The sequence below is a fragment of the Bacillus sp. GMs2/2 genome, from assembly GCF_050172095.1.
GTDB classification, from domain to species: domain Bacteria; phylum Bacillota; class Bacilli; order Bacillales; family Bacillaceae_G; genus Bacillus_A; species Bacillus_A cereus.
In genome coordinates, this window is sequence record NZ_JBNLYE010000036.1 from 1 (window position 1) to 19,219 (window position 19,219).

Here is a 19,219-nt window from a genome sequence, read left to right on the forward strand (position 1 = left end):
ATCGTAAGATGGAAATAGTAAATATTTCTATTAGTTAATGAAATATATTTTCTAATAGAATACATCGTATTTTTACAGTCAATCTAGTTTTCGTGACGAGAATCTGTAAAAACGGGACAAACAAGAGTATGGGAGTGGATTTTACATGTTTAAAATTCAAGAAGTTCGCGAATTAATTAAATTAATTGATAGCTCTAATATTGATGAATTTGAATACAAAAAAGACGGTACAACAATCAAAATGAAAAAGCGTGGTAATGAAGTTGTTGCTGTGCAAGCACCTGCAGCAAAACAAGCTATGCAACCAGTAGCGCCTGTTGAAGTTGAAACGAAAGTAGCAGCAGCACAAGCAGAAGCGCCAAAACAAGAAGAGAAGAAGGCTGTTCAAAATGAAAACCTACATAAAATCACATCACCGATGGTAGGTACATTCTATTCTTCTTCTTCGCCTGATACACCTCCATATGTAAGTGTTGGGGATAGAGTATCGAAAGATTCTATCGTATGTATTGTCGAGGCTATGAAGTTATTTAACGAAATTGATGCTGATGTAGAGGGCGAAATTGTTGAAATTCTTGTTAATAACGGACAGCTTGTTGAGTATGGACAACCGCTATTTCTTGTAAAAGCGTAATAAGGGAGTCTTTGTGATGATAAAAAAAGTATTAATAGCCAATCGTGGGGAAATTGCTGTACGAATTATTCGTGCTTGTAAAGAAATGGATATTGAAACAGTTGCAATTTATTCAGAAGCAGATAAAGAGTCACTTCACGTACAGATTGCAGACGAGGCGTATTGTGTAGGACCAACGATTTCGAAAGAAAGCTATTTAAATTTGACAAACATTATTAGCGTTGCGAAGTTAACAGGCTGCGATGCTATTCATCCGGGATACGGATTTTTAGCAGAGAATGCAGATTTCGCAGAGTTATGCCGTGAATGTAACTTGATTTTTATCGGTCCAAGTCCAGAAGCTATTTCAAAGATGGGCACAAAAGACGTTGCTCGTGATACAATGAAAGAAGCAGGGGTTCCGATTGTACCAGGTTCACAAGGGATTATTAAAAATACCGAAGAAGCGATCGAGCTTGCTAATCAAATTGGATATCCAGTTATTATTAAAGCGACTGCAGGTGGCGGTGGAAAAGGTATTCGTGTTGCACGCCATGAAGAAGAGCTTATAAAAGGAATTCAAATTACACAGCAAGAAGCTAGTACCGCTTTTGGGAACCCTGGTGTATACTTAGAAAAGTACGTTGAAGATTTCCGCCATGTTGAGATTCAAATAATGGCAGATACACACGGAAATGCCATTCATTTAGGAGAGCGTGATTGTACAATTCAGCGCCGTTTGCAAAAACTATTAGAAGAAAGTCCATCACCTGCACTTGATGAAGATATTCGCAAGCAGATGGGTGAAGCGGCAGTTAAAGCGGCGGTAGCGGTTGATTATACAGGTGCTGGTACGGTTGAGTTTATTTATGAATATAAAACGAAAACCTTTTATTTCATGGAGATGAATACGAGAATTCAGGTTGAGCATCCGGTTACTGAAATGGTAACGGGAATGGACTTAATTAAAGAGCAAATTCTTGTTGCTTCAGGAGAAAAGTTATCGTTACAGCAAGAAGAAGTACAATTTAATGGTTGGGCAATTGAATGTCGAATTAATGCGGAAAACCCTGCCAAAAAATTTATGCCATCTCCAGGTAAAGTAGAAATGTACTTACCACCAGGAGGATTTGGTATTCGCGTCGATTCAGCTGTATATCCGGGATATTCAATCCCACCTTTCTATGATTCGATGGTTGCTAAATTAATTGTTCACGGAAAAACACGTGAAGAGGCAATTGCAAAAATGAAGCGCGCACTTAGTGAATTTGTCATTGAAGGCGTACATACAACAATCCCGTTCCATTTGCAATTGCTAGATCATCCTGATTTTGTAAAAGGTGAGTTTAATACGAAATTTTTGGAAGAGCATGAACTTGTGACGCAGTGATACATTAAAGGAGGTTTTTTTCATGGCTGAACATATGTTAGATATGGGTCAAGATACAACTCTTGGTAAAGTAGAAATTGCACCAGAAGTAATTGAAGTAATTGCAGGTATTGCAGCTGCTGAAGTAGAAGGTGTAGCGGCAATGCGCGGTAATTTTGCTACAGATGTTGTTGAGAAGTTAGGTAAGAAAAATCATGGTAAAGGTGTAAAGGTTGAATTAGCAAACGAAGATATTATCGTTGACCTTTATGTTGTAATGTATTTTGGTGTAGCAATTCCAGTTGTTGCACAAAAGATTCAAGACAATATTCGCCAAGCACTCTTTACAATGACAGGACTTGAGCCAAAAGAAGTGAATGTTCACATCGTTGGCGTAACATTCGAAACACAAAAAACAGAAATCGAACCAGTGTAAGAATGAAAAGGTGCCTAGTAACATAGGCATCTTTTTTATCGTTTCATTTCTTCACAAATTACAACCCTCTAATTATTATACTATTTCAAAAAATAAGAAATAAACAAGAAAATGTGTCGTTTTTCCAAAAAACGTACATTGTGATAAGATATGGAACTTGAAGTTAATCTTTTTATTATTTTTCAGCCTTGTAACCCGTGTGTGAAACGATAAATTGTGTTATTATCATTGTATTATAAGGTTGGAAAATCAATGAAAACTGTAAGAGTAAGTGAATTGACGGCTTATAAATTATAATAATATAACAAAGTATAAGGAAAGACTTGAAGCATAAAGGAGAGTTACAATGAAACGTAGGACGGCTAGAGAAAGAGCAATGCAAGCATTATACCAAATGGATATTACAGGTGAATTAGAACCGAAAGTAGCAGTGGAAAACACGCTGGATGAAGGCGAAGAAACAAATGAGTTTCTAGAGTCACTTGTAGTAGGTTTTGTAGAAAATAAAGAAGCAATCGATGAAGCGATTCGTCAAAACTTAAAAAAGTGGAAGCTTGAGCGTATTAGTATTGTTGATCGCAGTATTTTACGTGTAGCTGTGTATGAAATGAAGTACATGGAAGAAATTCCACACAACGTAACAATTAACGAAGCAATTGAAATTGCAAAAACATTTGGGGATGAGGAATCTCGTCGTTTTATTAACGGCGTTTTATCTAATATAAAAGATACACTGTAAATTCTTTAAGGGGGAATCTTAAAATGGTAGCAGTAATCATCAAAGGAAATGAAGTTGCGGAGAAAAAACGAGCACAATTAACAGAAGAAGTTGTGAAGTTGAAAGAGCAAGGTATTGTACCAGGATTAGCAGTTATTTTAGTTGGAGAAGATCCAGCATCTCGTTCTTATGTGAAAGGAAAAGAAAAAGGCTGTGAACAAGTAGGGATTTACTCAGAGCTAATTGAACTTCCTGAAACAATTACTGAGGAACGTTTGCTTGCTGAAATCGATCGCTTAAATGGCGATGACCGTATTAATGGCATATTAGTGCAATTACCTTTACCAAAACATATTGAAGAAAAAGCTATCATTGAAAGAATTTCACCGGAAAAGGATGTAGACGGATTTCACCCAATCAGCGTGGGACGTATGATGACGGGACAAGATACATTCCTTCCATGTACACCGCATGGTATTGTAGAATTAGTAAAAGAAACAAATCTTGATATTTCTGGAAAACATGTAGTAGTAATTGGAAGAAGTAATATTGTCGGTAAACCAGTGGGACAATTGTTTTTAAATGAAAATGCCACTGTAACATATTGTCATTCTAAGACGCAAAATATGAAAGAGTTATCGAAGTTAGCTGATATTTTAATCGTAGCTGTTGGACGACCTAAAATGATAACAGCGGATTATATTAAAGAAGGAGCGGTTGTAATTGACGTTGGTGTTAACCGTTTAGAAACAGGAAAACTTTGTGGTGATGTTGACTTTGACAACGTGTTAGATGTTGCGGGTTACATTACACCTGTGCCAAAGGGTGTTGGTCCAATGACAATCACAATGCTTCTTCATAATACTGTTGAATCTGCCAAACGTGCAGGTGTCGTTTGTAAATAATTTGAGTCGGCTATGAGGAGAGAGAAATGGAGAAGCAATATTTAACCGTTACAGCGTTAACACGCTATATAAAAACAAAAATAGAATATGATCCGCATTTGCAGTCTGTTTGGTTAAAAGGTGAAATTTCCAACTTTAAAAATCATAGCCGTGGCCACATGTATTTTACATTGAAAGATGAAAATGCAAGAATCGCAGCGGTTATGTTTGCGGGCCATAATCGTAATATTAAATTCAAACCTGAAAATGGGATGAAGGTACTCGTGAAAGGGAAAATCTCTGTTTACGAGGCGAGTGGTTCTTATCAAATTTATATTCAAGACATGCAGCCTGACGGAGTCGGGAATTTACATTTAGCGTACGAACAGTTAAAAGTTCGTTTAGAAGAAGAAGGACTTTTTTCTCAAGTTTATAAAAAAGCGATTCCTCCTTACGCTAAAACAATAGGTGTGATTACGTCGCCAACAGGAGCAGCGATTCGTGATATTATAACAACGATTAAACGTCGTTATCCAATTGGGAATGTTATTGTATTTCCGGTACTTGTACAAGGGGAGTCAGCGGCTCCCTCGATTGTACAAGCGATTCGTACAGCGAATGAAATGGGAGAGATAGATGTACTAATCGTTGGTCGTGGTGGAGGTTCTATTGAGGAATTATGGGCTTTCAATGAGGAAATGGTTGCAAGAGCAATCTTTAAGAGTGAAATTCCTATTATTTCGGCAGTAGGCCATGAAACGGATTTTACAATCGCAGATTTTGTTGCAGATTTACGCGCGCCAACACCGACTGCAGCAGCTGAGCTGGCAGCACCTAACATTATAGAGTTACAAGAAAAGGTATTACAAAGAACTCTGAGATTGCAAAGAGCAATGAGAGAGTTAGTACATAAAAAAGAAGAAAAACTACAAGTGTTGCAAAAATCGTATGCGTTCCGTTATCCAAGACAAGTATATGAGCAAAAGGAAGAGCAATTAGATAGAGCGCTAGAACAGCTTGTTTTAGCGAAAGAGCGCTATATTGATAAAAAGGTGAATCAGTTAAAGCAACTTTCATTTTATTTAGAGAAGCACCACCCATCTCAAAAAATTATGCAAACGAAGGTAGCTGTTGAAACGTTGCAAAAGCAATTACAACGTGAAATGCAAACGTTACTTCAAACGAAAGAATTTGCCTTTGTAAGAGCTGCTCAAAAACTTGAAGCGTTAAGTCCGCTTAAAGTAATGATGAGAGGGTACGGGCTTGTATATGATGAAGAGAAGCAAGTGTTAAAAAGTGTGAAAGATGTAAGCCTTGGAGATGCTGTTTCAGTTCAATTACAAGATGGAATACTAGATTGTAGCGTATCAGGCATAGAGGAGCGTGAATTGAATAATGGAAAATAAATTAAGCTTTGAAGAGGCAATTTCGCAACTTGAGCATCTTGTTTCTAAGCTAGAACAAGGTGACGTACCTTTAGAAGAAGCGATTTCTTATTTTAAAGAAGGTATGGAATTATCTAAGCTTTGTGATGAGAAGCTGAAGAATGTACAAGAACAAATGGCAGTTATTCTTGGGGAAGATGGAGAGCTTGAACCGTTTACTGCTTTAGGAGATGAAGCATAGTGACGATTGCTTTTGATACTTTTTTGAAAGAAAGTAAAACTTTCGTAGAAGAAAAACTTGTAAGCTATGCAAATGAATTACAATGTCCAAATGTACTTCGTGAAGCGATGGCATATTCTTTGGAAGCGGGTGGAAAACGTCTCCGCCCGTTACTTTTGTTTGCAACATTACAAGCGTTTGGGAAAGAAAGAAATCTTGGAGTAGGTGCAGCTTGTGCTCTTGAAATGATTCATACATATTCATTAGTTCATGATGATTTACCTTGTATGGATGATGATGATTTAAGAAGAGGAAAGCCCACAAATCACAAAGTATTTGGTGAAGCGATGGCAGTTTTAGCAGGAGATGGCTTATTGACGTATGCTTTTCAAGTTATTATGGCATATGAGCAAAAAGAAATTTCTGCCGAAAAAAAAGTAAGACTTGTACTTGAACTTGCAAAAGCAGCAGGACCAGAAGGAATGGTTGGCGGACAAGTGGCAGATATGGAAGCTGAAGGGAAACGCCTTACGATTGATGAATTGGAGTACATCCATAAACATAAGACCGGAAAACTGCTTGAATTTGCTGTACTTGCGGGTGCGATACTTTCTGATGCGACAGAAGAGCAAGAAGAAAAGTTGCTTACGTTTGCCAAATATATCGGTCTAGCTTTCCAAATTCGAGATGATATTTTAGATGTCGAAGGAACTGAAGAAGAGATTGGAAAACCGATTGGTAGCGATCTTTCTAATGAAAAGAGCACATATACAACGTTGTTTACTGTAGATAGAGCAAAGGATATTTTAGAAGAAACAATTGCAGAAGCAAAAGGTGCGATTAGTTCCTTGCAATTACAAGATGAATATTTACTATCTATTTGTGATTTGATTGCAAAACGTAATAACTAATATAACAGCGTTTTCATTTGTTGAGTCATTCATCATTTTATGATATAAATGTAGGAAAAGGTTTTTCTTTTCTTGTTATTGGCAAAAATATATGTAGATTACATTGCCGTTATCACTTCGTGTTAGCGGCTATTTTTTTCATCGCCTAAAGAAATATGGTTTATAATAGGATTAGGGCGCAATAGACTGGTTAATAGCGGGACAAGACGAAAAATAGAAAAGAGAATTTCTTGTTTTGTGTAAATGTTTTTTATAATATTTGACATGTTGACAGATTATGAAATGAAAGTGAGTGATCCATGTGGATCTAACGCAAATTCAAAACCCTAGTTTTTTGAAAGATATGTCTATCAGTGAACTAGAGGGATTGAGTGAGGATATTCGTAAGTTTTTAATTGAAGAGCTCTCTCAAACAGGTGGACATATTGCACCTAATTTAGGTGTAGTAGAACTCACAATTGCTCTGCACAAATTATTTGATAGCCCGCAAGATAAATTTTTATGGGATGTAGGACATCAATCCTATGTACATAAAATTTTAACTGGACGTGCGAAAGAGTTTGGTACATTAAGGCAATATCAAGGTCTATGTGGTTTCCCGAAACGTTGCGAGAGTGAGCACGATGTATGGGAAACTGGTCATAGCTCGACTTCGTTATCGGCTGCAATGGGAATGGCTCTGGCACGTGATTTAAAGAAAACGAAAGAATATGTTATACCAATTATTGGAGATGGTGCTTTAACAGGCGGAATGGCTTTAGAGGCATTGAACCATATTGGACATGAAAAAACAGACATGATTGTTATTTTGAATGATAATGAAATGTCAATTGCACCAAACGTTGGTGCGCTTCATAATGTGCTCGGTCGTTTACGTACCGCAGGAAAATATCACTGGGTAAAAGATGAATTAGAGTATATATTAAAGAAAATCCCAGCAGTTGGCGGGAAAGTGGCTGCGACAGCAGAGAAAATAAAAGATAGTCTTAAATATTTACTAGTATCTGGTGTCTTTTTCGAAGAGTTAGGCTTTACATATTTAGGTCCAGTCGATGGGCATGATTATGTAAAGTTATTCGAAACGTTGCAATATGCAAAGAAAACAAAAGGCCCAGTGCTTGTTCACGTTATTACGAAAAAAGGAAAAGGTTATAAACCGGCTGAGAGTGACGTTATTGGAACTTGGCATGGAACAGGACCTTATAAAATTGAATCAGGTGACTTCGTTAAGCCGAAAGAAGTTGCACCAGCATGGAGTGCTGTCGTTAGTGAAACAGTACTTAAGCTAGCGAGAGCGGATGAGCGTATCGTAGCAATTACACCTGCAATGCCTGTTGGATCAAAACTTGAGAAATTCCAAAAAGAATTCCCAGATCGTATGATTGATGTAGGTATTGCAGAACAGCATGCTACAACAATGGCAGCAGGTATGGCAACGCAAGGAATGAAGCCATTCTTAGCGATTTATTCAACATTTTTACAAAGAGCATATGACCAAGTTGTTCATGATATATGCCGCCAAAATTTAAATGTTTTCATCGGAATAGATCGCTCGGGATTAGTAGGAGCAGATGGTGAAACGCATCAAGGCGTATTTGATATCTCATTCTTACGTCACTTGCCGAATATGGTGCTTATGATGCCGAAAGATGAAAATGAAGGGCAACATTTAGTTTATACGGCGATGCAATATGAAGATGGACCAATCGCATTGCGTTATGCTCGCGGTAATGGACTTGGCGTTCATATGGATAAAGAATTAAAGGCGATTCCAATCGGTACGTGGGAGACGTTAAAAGAGGGGACACAAGCAGCTATTTTAACGTTTGGTACGACAATACCAATGGCAATGGAAGCAGCTGAGCGTCTTGAAAAAGCTGGGGTTTCAGTGAAAGTAGTGAATGCTCGCTTTATTAAACCAATGGATGAAGCATATTTACATGATCTTCTAGGAAAGAATATACCGATTTTAACGATTGAAGAAGCTTGTTTAATCGGTGGTTTTGGAACAGGAGTAGTTGAATTTGCATCTGAAAATGGTTACCATAGTGCATTAGTTGAACGAATGGGTATTCCAGACCGCTTCATAGAGCACGGAAGTGTAACAAAATTATTAGAAGAAATTGGTTTAACGACAGATGCTGTTGTAGACCGTATTCATACAATGATTCCATCAAAACAAAAAAGGGCGTAACAAATGAGCGTAAAAAAAGAAAGAGTAGATGTACTATTAGTAGAGCGAGGACTTATAGAAACGCGTGAGAAAGCAAAGCGCGCCATTATGGCCGGACTCGTATATGCAAATGAGATGAGACTTGATAAACCAGGAGAGAAAATCTCGCAAGATACTGAGATTACGGTGAAGGGACAAGTTATGCCGTATGTAAGTCGTGGTGGTTATAAACTTGAAAAGGCATTAGAGACATTTCATCTTGATTTACAAGATAAAGTTATGATAGATATTGGTTCATCAACTGGTGGCTTTACAGATTGCGCGCTTCAAAATGGAGCGAAATTATCTTATGCATTAGATGTAGGATACAATCAACTAGCGTGGAAATTACGTCAAGATGAGCGTGTTGTTGTAATGGAACGAACAAACTTCCGTTACGTGACACCAGCAGACTTAGAACGTGGTTTACCTCAATTTGCAAGTATTGATGTTTCATTTATATCATTAAAGCTTATACTGCCAGTTTTAAAAACAATGCTTATGCCTAACGGAGATGTAGCAGCGTTAATTAAACCGCAGTTTGAAGCTGGAAGAGAGCAAGTTGGGAAAAAAGGTATCGTTCGTGATAGAAAAGTACATGAAGCTGTTGTAGAAATGATTGTCGAGTTTGCTTTAAAAGAAGGCTATGATGTGGAAGGTTTAACATTCTCACCAATTACGGGTGGGGATGGTAATATTGAATTTTTAATTCATCTGAAATGGCATGGTGAACGTGAGAATGGCGAAAATCATTCTCCGATTTCTATAGAGCAAGTTGTTACAGAAGCGCATGACGTTCTAAAACAAAAAGGGAAAGGGGAATAACATATGTTGTTCCTCTTTTTGCTGTAATTGTATAATGATTGTAAAAACAATTGTGTACAAGAAACGAATTATAAGTTAACATAAATAAGTGAAGTATACCAATGTTTAAACTATGGTAAGAGATAGTGTGAGGTGCAAATGTATGAATAAAGGTCAGCGCCATATTAAAATCAGGGAAATTATTGCAAACAAAGAAATTGAAACACAAGATGAATTAGTTGATATTTTACGTAATGAGGGATTTAATGTAACGCAAGCAACAGTATCGCGCGATATTAAAGAACTGCACTTAGTGAAGGTGCCATTACATGATGGGCGCTATAAATATAGCTTGCCAGCAGATCAACGATTTAACCCGTTACAAAAATTAAAACGAAATCTAGTGGATTCATTTGTAAAATTAGACACGGCAGGACATATGCTTGTGCTAAAAACATTGCCTGGTAACGCTCATTCACTTGGAGCACTTATTGATCATTTAGAGTGGGATGAGATCATCGGAACCATCTGTGGTGATGATACTTGCTTAATTATTTGCCGTACACCTGACGATACAGGTGTTGTCTCTGATCGTTTCTTAAATATGTTGTAACAAAAAATCTTGTTTGCTTTCCATCGTAAAGTGGAAAGTGAACAAGATATTTTTATTGGTTAAAAATATGAATTTTCAATTGTAATATAATATTTTGTTTGCATAAAGTTAAAAAATAGATGGATTGACCCGTAAAACAAATGTTTGGTACAATGAAGCGGGTTAGAAGAGTATATACATACAAATATATAGCATGATTATTTGAATGAAGAACTGAGAAAATCCTTTAGTAAGGGATTATTTTATAACGAGGTGAATGGGGCATTGTTATCGGAATTATCGATTAGAAACTTTGCTATTATTGAAGCATTAAATATTTCTTTTCAAAAAGGTTTAACGGTTTTAAGCGGTGAAACAGGGGCCGGAAAATCGATTATTATTGATGCAATTAGTTTACTTGTAGGTGGCCGTGGGTCAGCAGAATTTGTTCGATATGGAACAGAAAAGGCTGAGATTGAAGGGCTATTTTATGTTGAAGATGAGAAGCATCCATGTATTGAAAAGGCAGAAGAGTTAGATATAGAAATAGAAGATGGTATGATTATTTTAAAGCGTGATATTGCTGCGAACGGGAAGAGTGTATGTCGTGTAAATGGGAAGCTTGTTACACTTAGCATATTAAAAGAAATTGGGAAAACACTTGTTGATATTCATGGACAACACGAAACGCAAGATTTAATGAATGAAGAACGACATCTGTTTATGCTTGATCACTTTGATGGGGATCGAATCGTTAAACAATTAGACATATATCAAAACGTATACGCTGACTATGAAAAATTAAAAAAACAATTGAAATCGTTAAGTGAAAATGAGCAACAAATGGCACATCGCTTAGATTTAATTCAATTTCAGCACGAGGAAATTCGCAAGGCGGATTTAAAGATGGATGAAGAAAATGAATTAACTGAGGAACGATTGCAAATTTCTAATTTTGAAAAGATTTATAAAGCGTTAGGTGATGCATATCGTTCTTTAAGTGCCGACGGACAAGGATTAGATAATGTAAGAAGTGCAATGGGGCAAATGGAAAGTATTACACATTTAGATGATGTGTATCAAGAGAATCATGATTCAATTGCAAATAGCTATTACTTATTAGAAGAGGTTGCCTATCAACTGAGGGAAAAGCTCGATATGATGGAATATGATCCAAATCGTTTAGATGAAATCGAAACACGTTTGAATGAAATTCGTATGCTAAAGAGAAAATATGGAAATAATGTAGAAGAGATTTTAGCGTATGCTGATAAAATTGAACAGGAAATTTTTACGATTGAAAATAAAGACGTTCATATTGAAACGACGAAGAAACAGTTGAAGGAATTAGAAAGTGTTATTATGAAAGAAGCAACGTTGTTAAGTAATATGCGTCATGAGCTTGCAGAACACCTTACAAATGCAATTCATCAGGAATTAAAAGAATTATATATGGAAAAAACGAAATTTGAAGTGAGAATTATGAAGAGAGAAGGAAATGCAGAAGAGCCCCTTGTGGAAGGTGCGCCGGTAAGACTTACGGCGGATGGTTACGATCATGTGGAATTTTATATTTCAACGAACCCAGGAGAGCCGCTAAAACCACTTTCAAAGGTTGCTTCTGGCGGAGAGTTATCTCGTATCATTTTAGCTTTAAAAAGCATTTTTTCTAAGCATCAAGGGGTTGCATCTGTTATTTTTGATGAAGTGGATACGGGTGTAAGTGGCCGGGTCGCACAGGCTATTGCGGAAAAAATTTATCGAGTATCAGTAAACTCGCAAGTACTTTGTATTACGCACTTACCTCAAGTAGCTTCAATGGCGGATTCACATTTATTTATTCGAAAACAAGTAGCGAATGATCGGACAATTACATCAGTTACTGTTTTAACTATGGAGGATAAAGTAACAGAAATAGCTCGAATGATTTCTGGTGTGGAAATCACAGATTTAACGACAGAGCATGCGAAAGAATTACTTACGCAAGCGCATCATTTTAAACAGACAGCAGAGGCTATCCAGTAATGGATAGCTTTTTTTCTCAAATGACGATTTCTTAATTCTTCCGGTTATAAATAAAGCACTGCAAGGAGAGATTAAAAAGTGAAGCCAAGAGGCTGAATGTGGGGTAGGAGCGAGGAGAGTGAACAAGTTGAAATTAGAAAAATTTCGAAAAATAATAGGTCTTTGTCTCCTTGTTTCTTTAGTTTTTATTGGATGTTTTAAACCGCTTCGAACGTTTATTTCATCACCGAAACAACTTGTTGTTTTTGAAGGGCAACAATCAGAAATATCATCATTACCAGTTTTCAAAGCTTCATCCACAAATCGTCATGTATTTACAGTGAGTTCGAATGAACAAAAACAAGGACTTATGGTAAATTCTCATCAAAATGGTGAAGCTGATATGGTATTTCAGCTTGCTGGTTTTCCAGTGAAAAAAGTAAATGTGAAAGTGTTAAAAGATTTTAAAGTGATTCCAGGTGGACAATCAATTGGTGTGAAATTAAATACAAAAGGTGTACTTGTTGTAGGCCATCATTTAATTCAAACTGAAAAAGGTAAAATATCTCCTGGTGAAACAGCAGGTGTACAAATTGGAGATATGATTACTGAAATTAATGGTAAAACAATTGAAAGAATGAGTGATGTAGCACCGTTTATTCATAATAGTGGAGAAACAGGTGAACCGCTTAATCTTGTATTGTTAAGAGATGGAAAATATATTCGTACGAAGCTAACTCCACAAAAAGACAACGGTGAATCGTCTTATCGAATTGGCTTGTATATCCGTGATTCGGCAGCTGGAATTGGAACGATGACATTTGTTCATCCAGATTCTATGAAATATGGGGCACTTGGTCATGTTATTTCTGATAATGATACGAAAAAGCCGATTCAAGTCGAAGATGGACAAATTATGCGCTCGACAGTTACATCAATTGAAAGAGGTAGTCATGGGAATCCAGGGGAGAAATTAGCAAGATTCTCACCAGACCGTGAAGTGATTGGCAATATTACAATTAATAGTCCATATGGTATTTTTGGAAAATTAAATACGAATATGAAAAACGGTATAATGGATAAAGCAATGCCTATCGCATTATCTCATCAAGTAAAAGAAGGACCGGCAAAAATATTAACAGTTATTGATCAAGATAAAGTAGAAGCGTTTGATATTGAAGTTGTTAGTACAGTGCAGCAAAAATTCCCAGCTACAAAGGGTATGGTAATAAAAGTAACAGATAAACGTCTATTAGAGAAAACGGGCGGTATCGTACAAGGAATGAGCGGAAGTCCAATTGTACAAAATGGAAAAGTAATTGGTGCTGTTACACATGTATTTGTAAATGATCCAACATCAGGATATGGTGTTCATATTGAATGGATGTTACATCAAGCTGGAATTAATATTTATGATCAAGAGAAAAAAGCGAGCTAATATATATTATTAGCTCGCTTTTTCTGTTGAAAAATTCGTTGAAATTTTGTAAAAGCTCCGCAAGAGGTGTTTTTTGTTGTAAAATAAAAGGAAAGGGTTGAACGTTTCGTTGTATTTCTATGATGGAATGTGTTGCGAAAGGGAATAAATGAACGATAAACATATTTTTTTGTGATTTTATCGGAAAGTAAGAAACTTTAAAAGGGAATTTTCACACAATTGTCGAACAATTCATGTAGCCTAGAAGGATACACATGTCGGAGAATCGATTCGGTAAGGGAGGAAAAGCTGTGGAGAAAATTAAAGTATGTCTTGTGGATGATAATAAAGAACTAGTATCAATGTTAGAGAGCTATGTAGCCGCTCAAGATGATATGGAAGTAATCGGTACTGCTTATAATGGTCAAGAGTGTTTAAACTTATTAACAGATAAGCAACCTGATGTACTCGTTTTAGACATTATTATGCCACACTTAGATGGTTTAGCTGTATTGGAGAAAATGCGACATATTGAAAGGTTAAAACAGCCTAGCGTAATTATGTTGACAGCATTTGGCCAAGAAGATGTGACGAAAAAAGCAGTTGACTTAGGTGCCTCATATTTCATATTAAAACCATTTGATATGGAGAATTTAACGAGTCATATTCGTCAAGTGAGTGGTAAAGCAAACACTATGATTAAGCGTCCACTACCATCATTCCGATCAGCCACAACAGTAGATGGAAAACCGAAAAACTTAGATGCGAGTATTACGAGTATCATTCATGAAATTGGTGTACCCGCTCATATTAAAGGATATATGTATTTACGAGAAGCAATCTCCATGGTATACAATGATATTGAATTATTAGGATCGATTACGAAAGTATTGTATCCAGATATCGCAAAGAAATATAATACAACAGCAAGCCGTGTGGAGCGCGCAATTCGTCACGCAATTGAAGTAGCTTGGAGCCGTGGGAATATTGATTCTATTTCGTCCTTATTCGGTTATACAGTATCCATGTCAAAAGCAAAACCTACGAATTCTGAGTTTATCGCAATGGTTGCGGATAAGCTGAGACTTGAACATAAAGCTAGTTGAGAGTAAAAGTAGTAAGGGATTTAAGCTTTAGTAAAGCTTAATAATTCTTGAAATTGATACTCGATATCAAATTTAAAGCCAATGAACTTTTTATTTAAAGACCAATGAATGTTATAATTCGTTGGTCTTTTTATTTTGTTGAGAAAAAGAGATTATTTGATAGCATGGAAAATAAAACCTATTTTTAGTAATATTACATGTAATTGAGTTTTTTATAAGGCAATAAAATAGATATAGATAGGGAGAAGGGGAATGGAAAATAAAATTTCAACTTGGCTAGGAATAGTAGCAGCTATGGGAGTTCTTGCTATTGCAGTTACATTTGGAATGTTAGAACTTGCAGATAATCCCGTAGATAAAGAAGTGAGTGCTCAAATAGATAAAAAAGAAGACCAAACAATAGTAGGTAGAGAGGTAGATGGGGTCTTTGTTGATGTGTATGTTACTGAAAATTCTACTGAAAGCGAAGTCATTACAGTGATGCATCGCATGACTCATCAAAAAGTGGTGGCAGAACGAAAATCGGGCTCTATCCCAATGATTCAAAGTAATACTAAAAAATTAAAAGAAATTATAAATAAGAGTAGCTTTGCGAAGAAAAATGAACTTTTAGCAATTGCTGATAGATGGGCGAAAAAAGATTTTAGTAAAATTGTAGAAGATCACAATTATTTCTCAGATGCTCAAGAAGATAGCGTTTGTAAAGCAACTAGAGCAATGGATGCGTTAGAAGAGCAACATTATATTTTAACTACATTCGGGGAGGAAAAAGCGAAAGAACTATACGAATCAGGGGATGCTCCGCACGTTCAATAAAAAACAATATAAAGGGCTTCTAGTTTTTTATGATCGTGTTTTTAGGACGCAATGGGGACTTATAAATAAATGGTCTGCTTTCTTTATGACGTGTAACAAAAAAGAAAAGATGTGATTCATTATTAAATGATGAAGGAACGGCTAAATCACATCGTAGTACATCTGTTAAAGGATTTTAGTAGGAAAGGCATCCGTGATATAATAGAAAATAATAAAAAGTCCTGCAAAAAACAGGACTGTATTATTCTTCGTCTTTATTTTGTTTTTCTAATTCAACTAGTTTTTGAATTAAAATGTGCTGCGGCATATGCATGAGTTGTTCAAGTGGAACACCTAGTGCTTTTGATAAGCGGACTGCAGTATCTGGAGAGATTTGTAATGGTCTCATAGAAGTACCTCCTTTTTCGTATAGTATAGCATAAGATTGGGGGAGTGAGGATGACTCTTATATTTGCACATCGTGGTGCGGCTGGAACGTACCCAGAAAATACAATGATTTCATTTGAAGCAGCTGAGTCTTTTAGAGCGGATGGAATTGAACTTGATGTTCAATTAACGAAAGATGGAAAAGTTGTCGTCATTCACGATGAAACGGTGGACCGGACAACAAATGGAAAAGGTGCGGTTCGGAATTATGTATATGAGGACTTATGCAAGTTAGATGCAAGTTATAAATTTGGTGATAAAGTAGGTTTTTGTAAAATACCACTTTTAGAAGAGGTATTAGAATGGCTTGAACAAACGAGTTTGCTACTTAATATTGAACTTAAAAATAATAAAATTCCATACAGAGGTTTAGAGGAAGAAGTTATAACGCTTGTACGGAAATTTAGTCTAGAGGATCGTGTTATATTTTCTTCGTTTAATCACTACAGTATGAAACGGTGCCATATGATGGCTCCTGATATTCAAACAGCAATTTTATATCGCGAAGGTTTGCATAGTCCGTGGGCATACGCGAAAAAAATGGGGGCTACAGCAGTACATCCGAATTATCGTTATCTTCAAGATGCTATTGCCGAACTAACGATGGAAAGTGGTGTAGAAGTTCGCCCTTATACAATTAATGAAGAAACGCTTATGCGTAAATATTTTGATATGAATATATCGGCGATTATTACTGATTACCCTGAAACGGCAAGAACCTTATTGCCAATAAAAAAATGAGACCGCGTGTAACGGTCTCATTTTTTTATTTATAAATAGTGGGGCATTCCTATCTTCTAAAGCGAGCTTGTACTTTATTTCGTTTGCGATCTCGGTGCAAGACGAAGCCACCAAAGATATAAAACCCGAGCGCGAAGCAGAGAGCGCCGATTAAAAATTGTAACCACAGTATGGAAATTGGTGGAAATTGAATCCCGAATACAGTATCTCTCATTAACTTTATACCAAACACAGCTAATGAAATAGGGATGAGTGCTAATAGTAGAGCAACGTAACGCTGCATACATAACGCTCCTTTTCAGATTATTTCGTATATTTTAATGATGTTATACGGAAAGGGGGTTTGTCAAGAGGGTGCTGAACGAGTAAGATAAGGGTGTGAAAAAATTTGCAGAGTTACTTCGAGAGGAAGTGTAATATATGAAACAAAAAGTATTAATTGTTGGTGCAGGTGAAGGCGGGAGCGCGCTGCTGAATCTGTTACAAAGTTCGAATATATTTCAAATTATAGGGATTATTGATATAAATCCGTTGGCAAAAGGACTACAAATTGCTAAGGAATACGGGATTGCAATTGGAGAAAGTGTAACTCCATTTCTTTCTATGCATATCGATGTAATATTTGATATGACAGGTGAAGATGATGTACATAAAGTTTTATTAGAAAAAAAGAAAAAAGACACTCTTCTTATACCAGGTGATATCGCAAAAATTGTTACAGGATTAGCGCATGAGAAGGAAGGGCTAATTGGGCGGTTAGAGGAACAGACGCAACAAGGAGAATTAATTTTAAATTCTACACATGACGGCATGATTGTAATTGATCGAGAGGGACAAGTTCGTCTTTTTAATAAAAGTGCAGAGCGTATTATCGGATATAAAAAAGAAGAGGCGATAGGAAAGTATATTTTAGAAGTCATTCCAACTAGTAAATTACTTCGCATTATACGTACGAAACAAATAGAAGTAAATTATGAACTGACATTAGAGAATGGAAAGAAAATTATTACAACGCGTATTCCAATATTAAAAGAAGGAGGAGAGGTACAAGGGGCATTTGCAATTTTTAAAGATATAACAGAAGTTGTAGATCTTGCGGAAGAAGTTACAGACTTAAAAGAAATTCAAACACTATTAGAGGCAATTATTAACTCATCTGAAGAAGCGATTTCGGTTGTGGATGAAAAAGGAAGAGGTTTAGTCATTAACCCAGCATATACGAAATTAACGGGTTTAACAGAAGAAGATATTATTGGGAAGCCTGCTACAACTGATATTGTAGAAGGCGAAAGTATGCATATGAAAGTACTTCGAACGCGTCGTGCGGTGCGCGGAATACATATGAAGATTGGGCAAAAAAAGCGAGATGTAATTGTAAACGTAGCACCAGTTATTGTGGATGGAATATTGAAAGGAAGCGTCGGTGTTATCCGTGACGTGTCGGAAATTCAAAAATTAACAAATGAATTGAATAGAGCAAGGCAAATTATTCGTACATTAGAAGCAAAATATTCATTTGATGATATTGTCGGAAATTCAGATGAAACAACGGCAGCTATCGAACAGGCGAAGCTAGGAGCGAATACACCAGCAACAGTACTGTTACGCGGGGAATCTGGGACTGGTAAAGAATTGTTTGCACATGCAATCCATAATGGAAGTAATCGAAAATACAATAAGTTCGTCCGTGTAAACTGTGCGGCCATTTCGGAGACGTTGTTAGAAAGTGAATTATTTGGTTATGAGGAAGGGGCGTTTTCTGGAGCGAAAAGAGGCGGGAAACGTGGGTTCTTTGAGGAAGCGAATAACGGTAGTATTTTTTTAGATGAAATAGGGGAGTTGTCTGCAAATACACAAGCGAAACTCCTTCGTGTATTGCAGGAAAAAGAAATTGTAAAAGTTGGTGGAACGAAAGCGATACCTATTAATGTTCGAGTAATTGCAGCGACACATGTGAATTTAGAAAAGGCTATTCTAGAAGGGAAGTTTAGGGAGGATTTATATTATCGATTAAATAAAATTCCAATTCAAATTCCATCTCTTCGTCAACGTAAAGGAGATATACCGACAATTGCGGACAGATTGATTCAAAAAATTAATCAAGATTACGGTCGTAATGTAGAAGGGCTCACTGATTCAGCCGTTTTATATTTACAATCATACGAATGGCCAGGAAATGTGAGGGAACTTGAAAATATTTTGGGGAGAGCTATTATCTTTATGAATTATAACGAGACATATATTGATGTACACCATTTACCGCCATTACATAACGAAGAGCAGGTGGAGTCAAAGCAATCTCATTTATTACCTGAATTAGAAGAAAAGCCACTTGAACATTTAGTGACAGAGTTTGAAGGGAATATTATTTATGAATATTTGGAGAGATTTGATGGGAATAAAACACAAACTGCAAAAGCGTTAGGAATTTCCGTTCGAAATTTATATTACAAGCTAGAAAAGTATGACCATGCAAAAAATAGCATGCAATAAATTGCGTACCGTGCAATTTATTGCATGGTATACAAAAAGCGACAAAATAAGACAGAATCTTTCGTTATTTTC

At 36.4% G+C, this 19,219-nt stretch carries 19 protein-coding genes; 17 read left to right on the forward strand and 2 right to left on the reverse strand.

The features are described from left to right. Window positions 1-145 precede the first annotated feature (145 nt). From accB to ACQGS6_RS08105, 15 genes are all read left to right on the forward strand, one after another. Window positions 146-634, forward strand: coding sequence for an acetyl-CoA carboxylase biotin carboxyl carrier protein (gene accB, locus ACQGS6_RS08035; RefSeq protein WP_000472859.1), 489 nt, complete (start codon window positions 146-148; stop codon window positions 632-634). 16 nt (window positions 635-650) lie between these two features. Beyond that, window positions 651-2,003 (forward strand): acetyl-CoA carboxylase biotin carboxylase subunit, encoded by a 1,353-nt coding sequence (gene accC / locus ACQGS6_RS08040; protein WP_000592870.1) that lies wholly within the window; start codon window positions 651-653, stop codon window positions 2,001-2,003. Between the two features lie 22 nt (window positions 2,004-2,025). Beyond that, the gene (locus tag ACQGS6_RS08045) at window positions 2,026-2,418 is read left to right on the forward strand and encodes an Asp23/Gls24 family envelope stress response protein (RefSeq protein ID WP_000807630.1); all 393 of its coding nucleotides are present in this window, start codon (window positions 2,026-2,028) and stop codon (window positions 2,416-2,418) included. Between the two features lie 346 nt (window positions 2,419-2,764). Further along, on the forward strand, window positions 2,765-3,157 hold the full coding sequence (gene nusB / locus ACQGS6_RS08050) for a N utilization substance protein NusB (RefSeq protein WP_000830247.1): 393 nt from the start codon (window positions 2,765-2,767) through the stop codon (window positions 3,155-3,157). 23 nt (window positions 3,158-3,180) lie between these two features. Then, entirely contained in the window at window positions 3,181-4,041 is an 861-nt protein-coding gene (folD, locus tag ACQGS6_RS08055; RefSeq protein ID WP_000226732.1) for a bifunctional methylenetetrahydrofolate dehydrogenase/methenyltetrahydrofolate cyclohydrolase FolD, read from the forward strand. A 26-nt stretch (window positions 4,042-4,067) separates the two neighbouring features. Then, window positions 4,068-5,426, forward strand: coding sequence for an exodeoxyribonuclease VII large subunit (xseA, locus tag ACQGS6_RS08060; protein ID WP_000415249.1), 1,359 nt, complete (start codon window positions 4,068-4,070; stop codon window positions 5,424-5,426). Then, window positions 5,416-5,646, forward strand: a complete 231-nt coding sequence (gene xseB, locus ACQGS6_RS08065) for an exodeoxyribonuclease VII small subunit (RefSeq protein ID WP_000428423.1) — start codon at window positions 5,416-5,418, stop codon at window positions 5,644-5,646. The genes xseA and xseB overlap by 11 nt, the downstream gene beginning before the upstream one ends. Beyond that, a complete protein-coding gene (gene ispA / locus ACQGS6_RS08070; RefSeq protein WP_000150374.1) occupies window positions 5,646-6,536 on the forward strand; it encodes a (2E,6E)-farnesyl diphosphate synthase in 891 nt (296 codons plus the stop codon). Before xseB ends, ispA begins: the two co-directional genes overlap by 1 nt. Before the next feature lie 301 nt (window positions 6,537-6,837). Beyond that, window positions 6,838-8,730 (forward strand): 1-deoxy-D-xylulose-5-phosphate synthase, encoded by a 1,893-nt coding sequence (gene dxs, locus ACQGS6_RS08075; RefSeq protein WP_098283381.1) that lies wholly within the window; start codon window positions 6,838-6,840, stop codon window positions 8,728-8,730. A gap of 3 nt (window positions 8,731-8,733) precedes the next feature. After that, the gene (locus tag ACQGS6_RS08080) at window positions 8,734-9,573 is read left to right on the forward strand and encodes a TlyA family RNA methyltransferase (RefSeq protein WP_000111874.1); all 840 of its coding nucleotides are present in this window, start codon (window positions 8,734-8,736) and stop codon (window positions 9,571-9,573) included. A gap of 142 nt (window positions 9,574-9,715) precedes the next feature. Further along, the gene (argR, locus tag ACQGS6_RS08085; protein ID WP_001032580.1) at window positions 9,716-10,165 is read left to right on the forward strand and encodes an arginine repressor ArgR; all 450 of its coding nucleotides are present in this window, start codon (window positions 9,716-9,718) and stop codon (window positions 10,163-10,165) included. 264 nt (window positions 10,166-10,429) lie between these two features. Further along, window positions 10,430-12,169 (forward strand): DNA repair protein RecN, encoded by a 1,740-nt coding sequence (gene recN, locus ACQGS6_RS08090; RefSeq protein WP_000947763.1) that lies wholly within the window; start codon window positions 10,430-10,432, stop codon window positions 12,167-12,169. A gap of 118 nt (window positions 12,170-12,287) precedes the next feature. Next, window positions 12,288-13,586, forward strand: a complete 1,299-nt coding sequence (gene spoIVB / locus ACQGS6_RS08095; protein WP_002098091.1) for a SpoIVB peptidase — start codon at window positions 12,288-12,290, stop codon at window positions 13,584-13,586. 290 nt (window positions 13,587-13,876) lie between these two features. Continuing rightward, entirely contained in the window at window positions 13,877-14,671 is a 795-nt protein-coding gene (spo0A, locus tag ACQGS6_RS08100) for a sporulation transcription factor Spo0A (RefSeq protein ID WP_021727703.1), read from the forward strand. Window positions 14,672-14,923: 252 nt separating this feature from the next. Then, window positions 14,924-15,487, forward strand: coding sequence for a PRK06770 family protein (locus ACQGS6_RS08105; RefSeq protein WP_000428236.1), 564 nt, complete (start codon window positions 14,924-14,926; stop codon window positions 15,485-15,487). Between the two features lie 241 nt (window positions 15,488-15,728). Here ACQGS6_RS08105 and ACQGS6_RS08110 read toward each other — a convergent pair whose 3' ends face one another. After that, window positions 15,729-15,875: a YycC family protein gene (locus ACQGS6_RS08110; RefSeq protein ID WP_001247671.1), complete on the reverse strand. Its 147-nt coding sequence runs from the start codon at window positions 15,873-15,875 to the stop codon at window positions 15,729-15,731. Between the two features lie 50 nt (window positions 15,876-15,925). Here ACQGS6_RS08110 and ACQGS6_RS08115 point away from each other — a divergent pair, with 50 nt between their 5' ends. Continuing rightward, window positions 15,926-16,654, forward strand: a complete 729-nt coding sequence (locus tag ACQGS6_RS08115) for a glycerophosphodiester phosphodiesterase (RefSeq protein ID WP_000172580.1) — start codon at window positions 15,926-15,928, stop codon at window positions 16,652-16,654. Window positions 16,655-16,703: 49 nt separating this feature from the next. On the opposite strand, the gene ACQGS6_RS08120 is transcribed toward ACQGS6_RS08115, so the two are convergent. Next, window positions 16,704-16,937, reverse strand: a complete 234-nt coding sequence (locus ACQGS6_RS08120) for a DUF2627 domain-containing protein (RefSeq protein WP_001190214.1) — start codon at window positions 16,935-16,937, stop codon at window positions 16,704-16,706. Between the two features lie 137 nt (window positions 16,938-17,074). Here ACQGS6_RS08120 and ACQGS6_RS08125 point away from each other — a divergent pair, with 137 nt between their 5' ends. Next, window positions 17,075-19,147, forward strand: coding sequence for a sigma-54 interaction domain-containing protein (locus ACQGS6_RS08125; protein ID WP_000810974.1), 2,073 nt, complete (start codon window positions 17,075-17,077; stop codon window positions 19,145-19,147). Window positions 19,148-19,219: the final 72 nt, after the last annotated feature.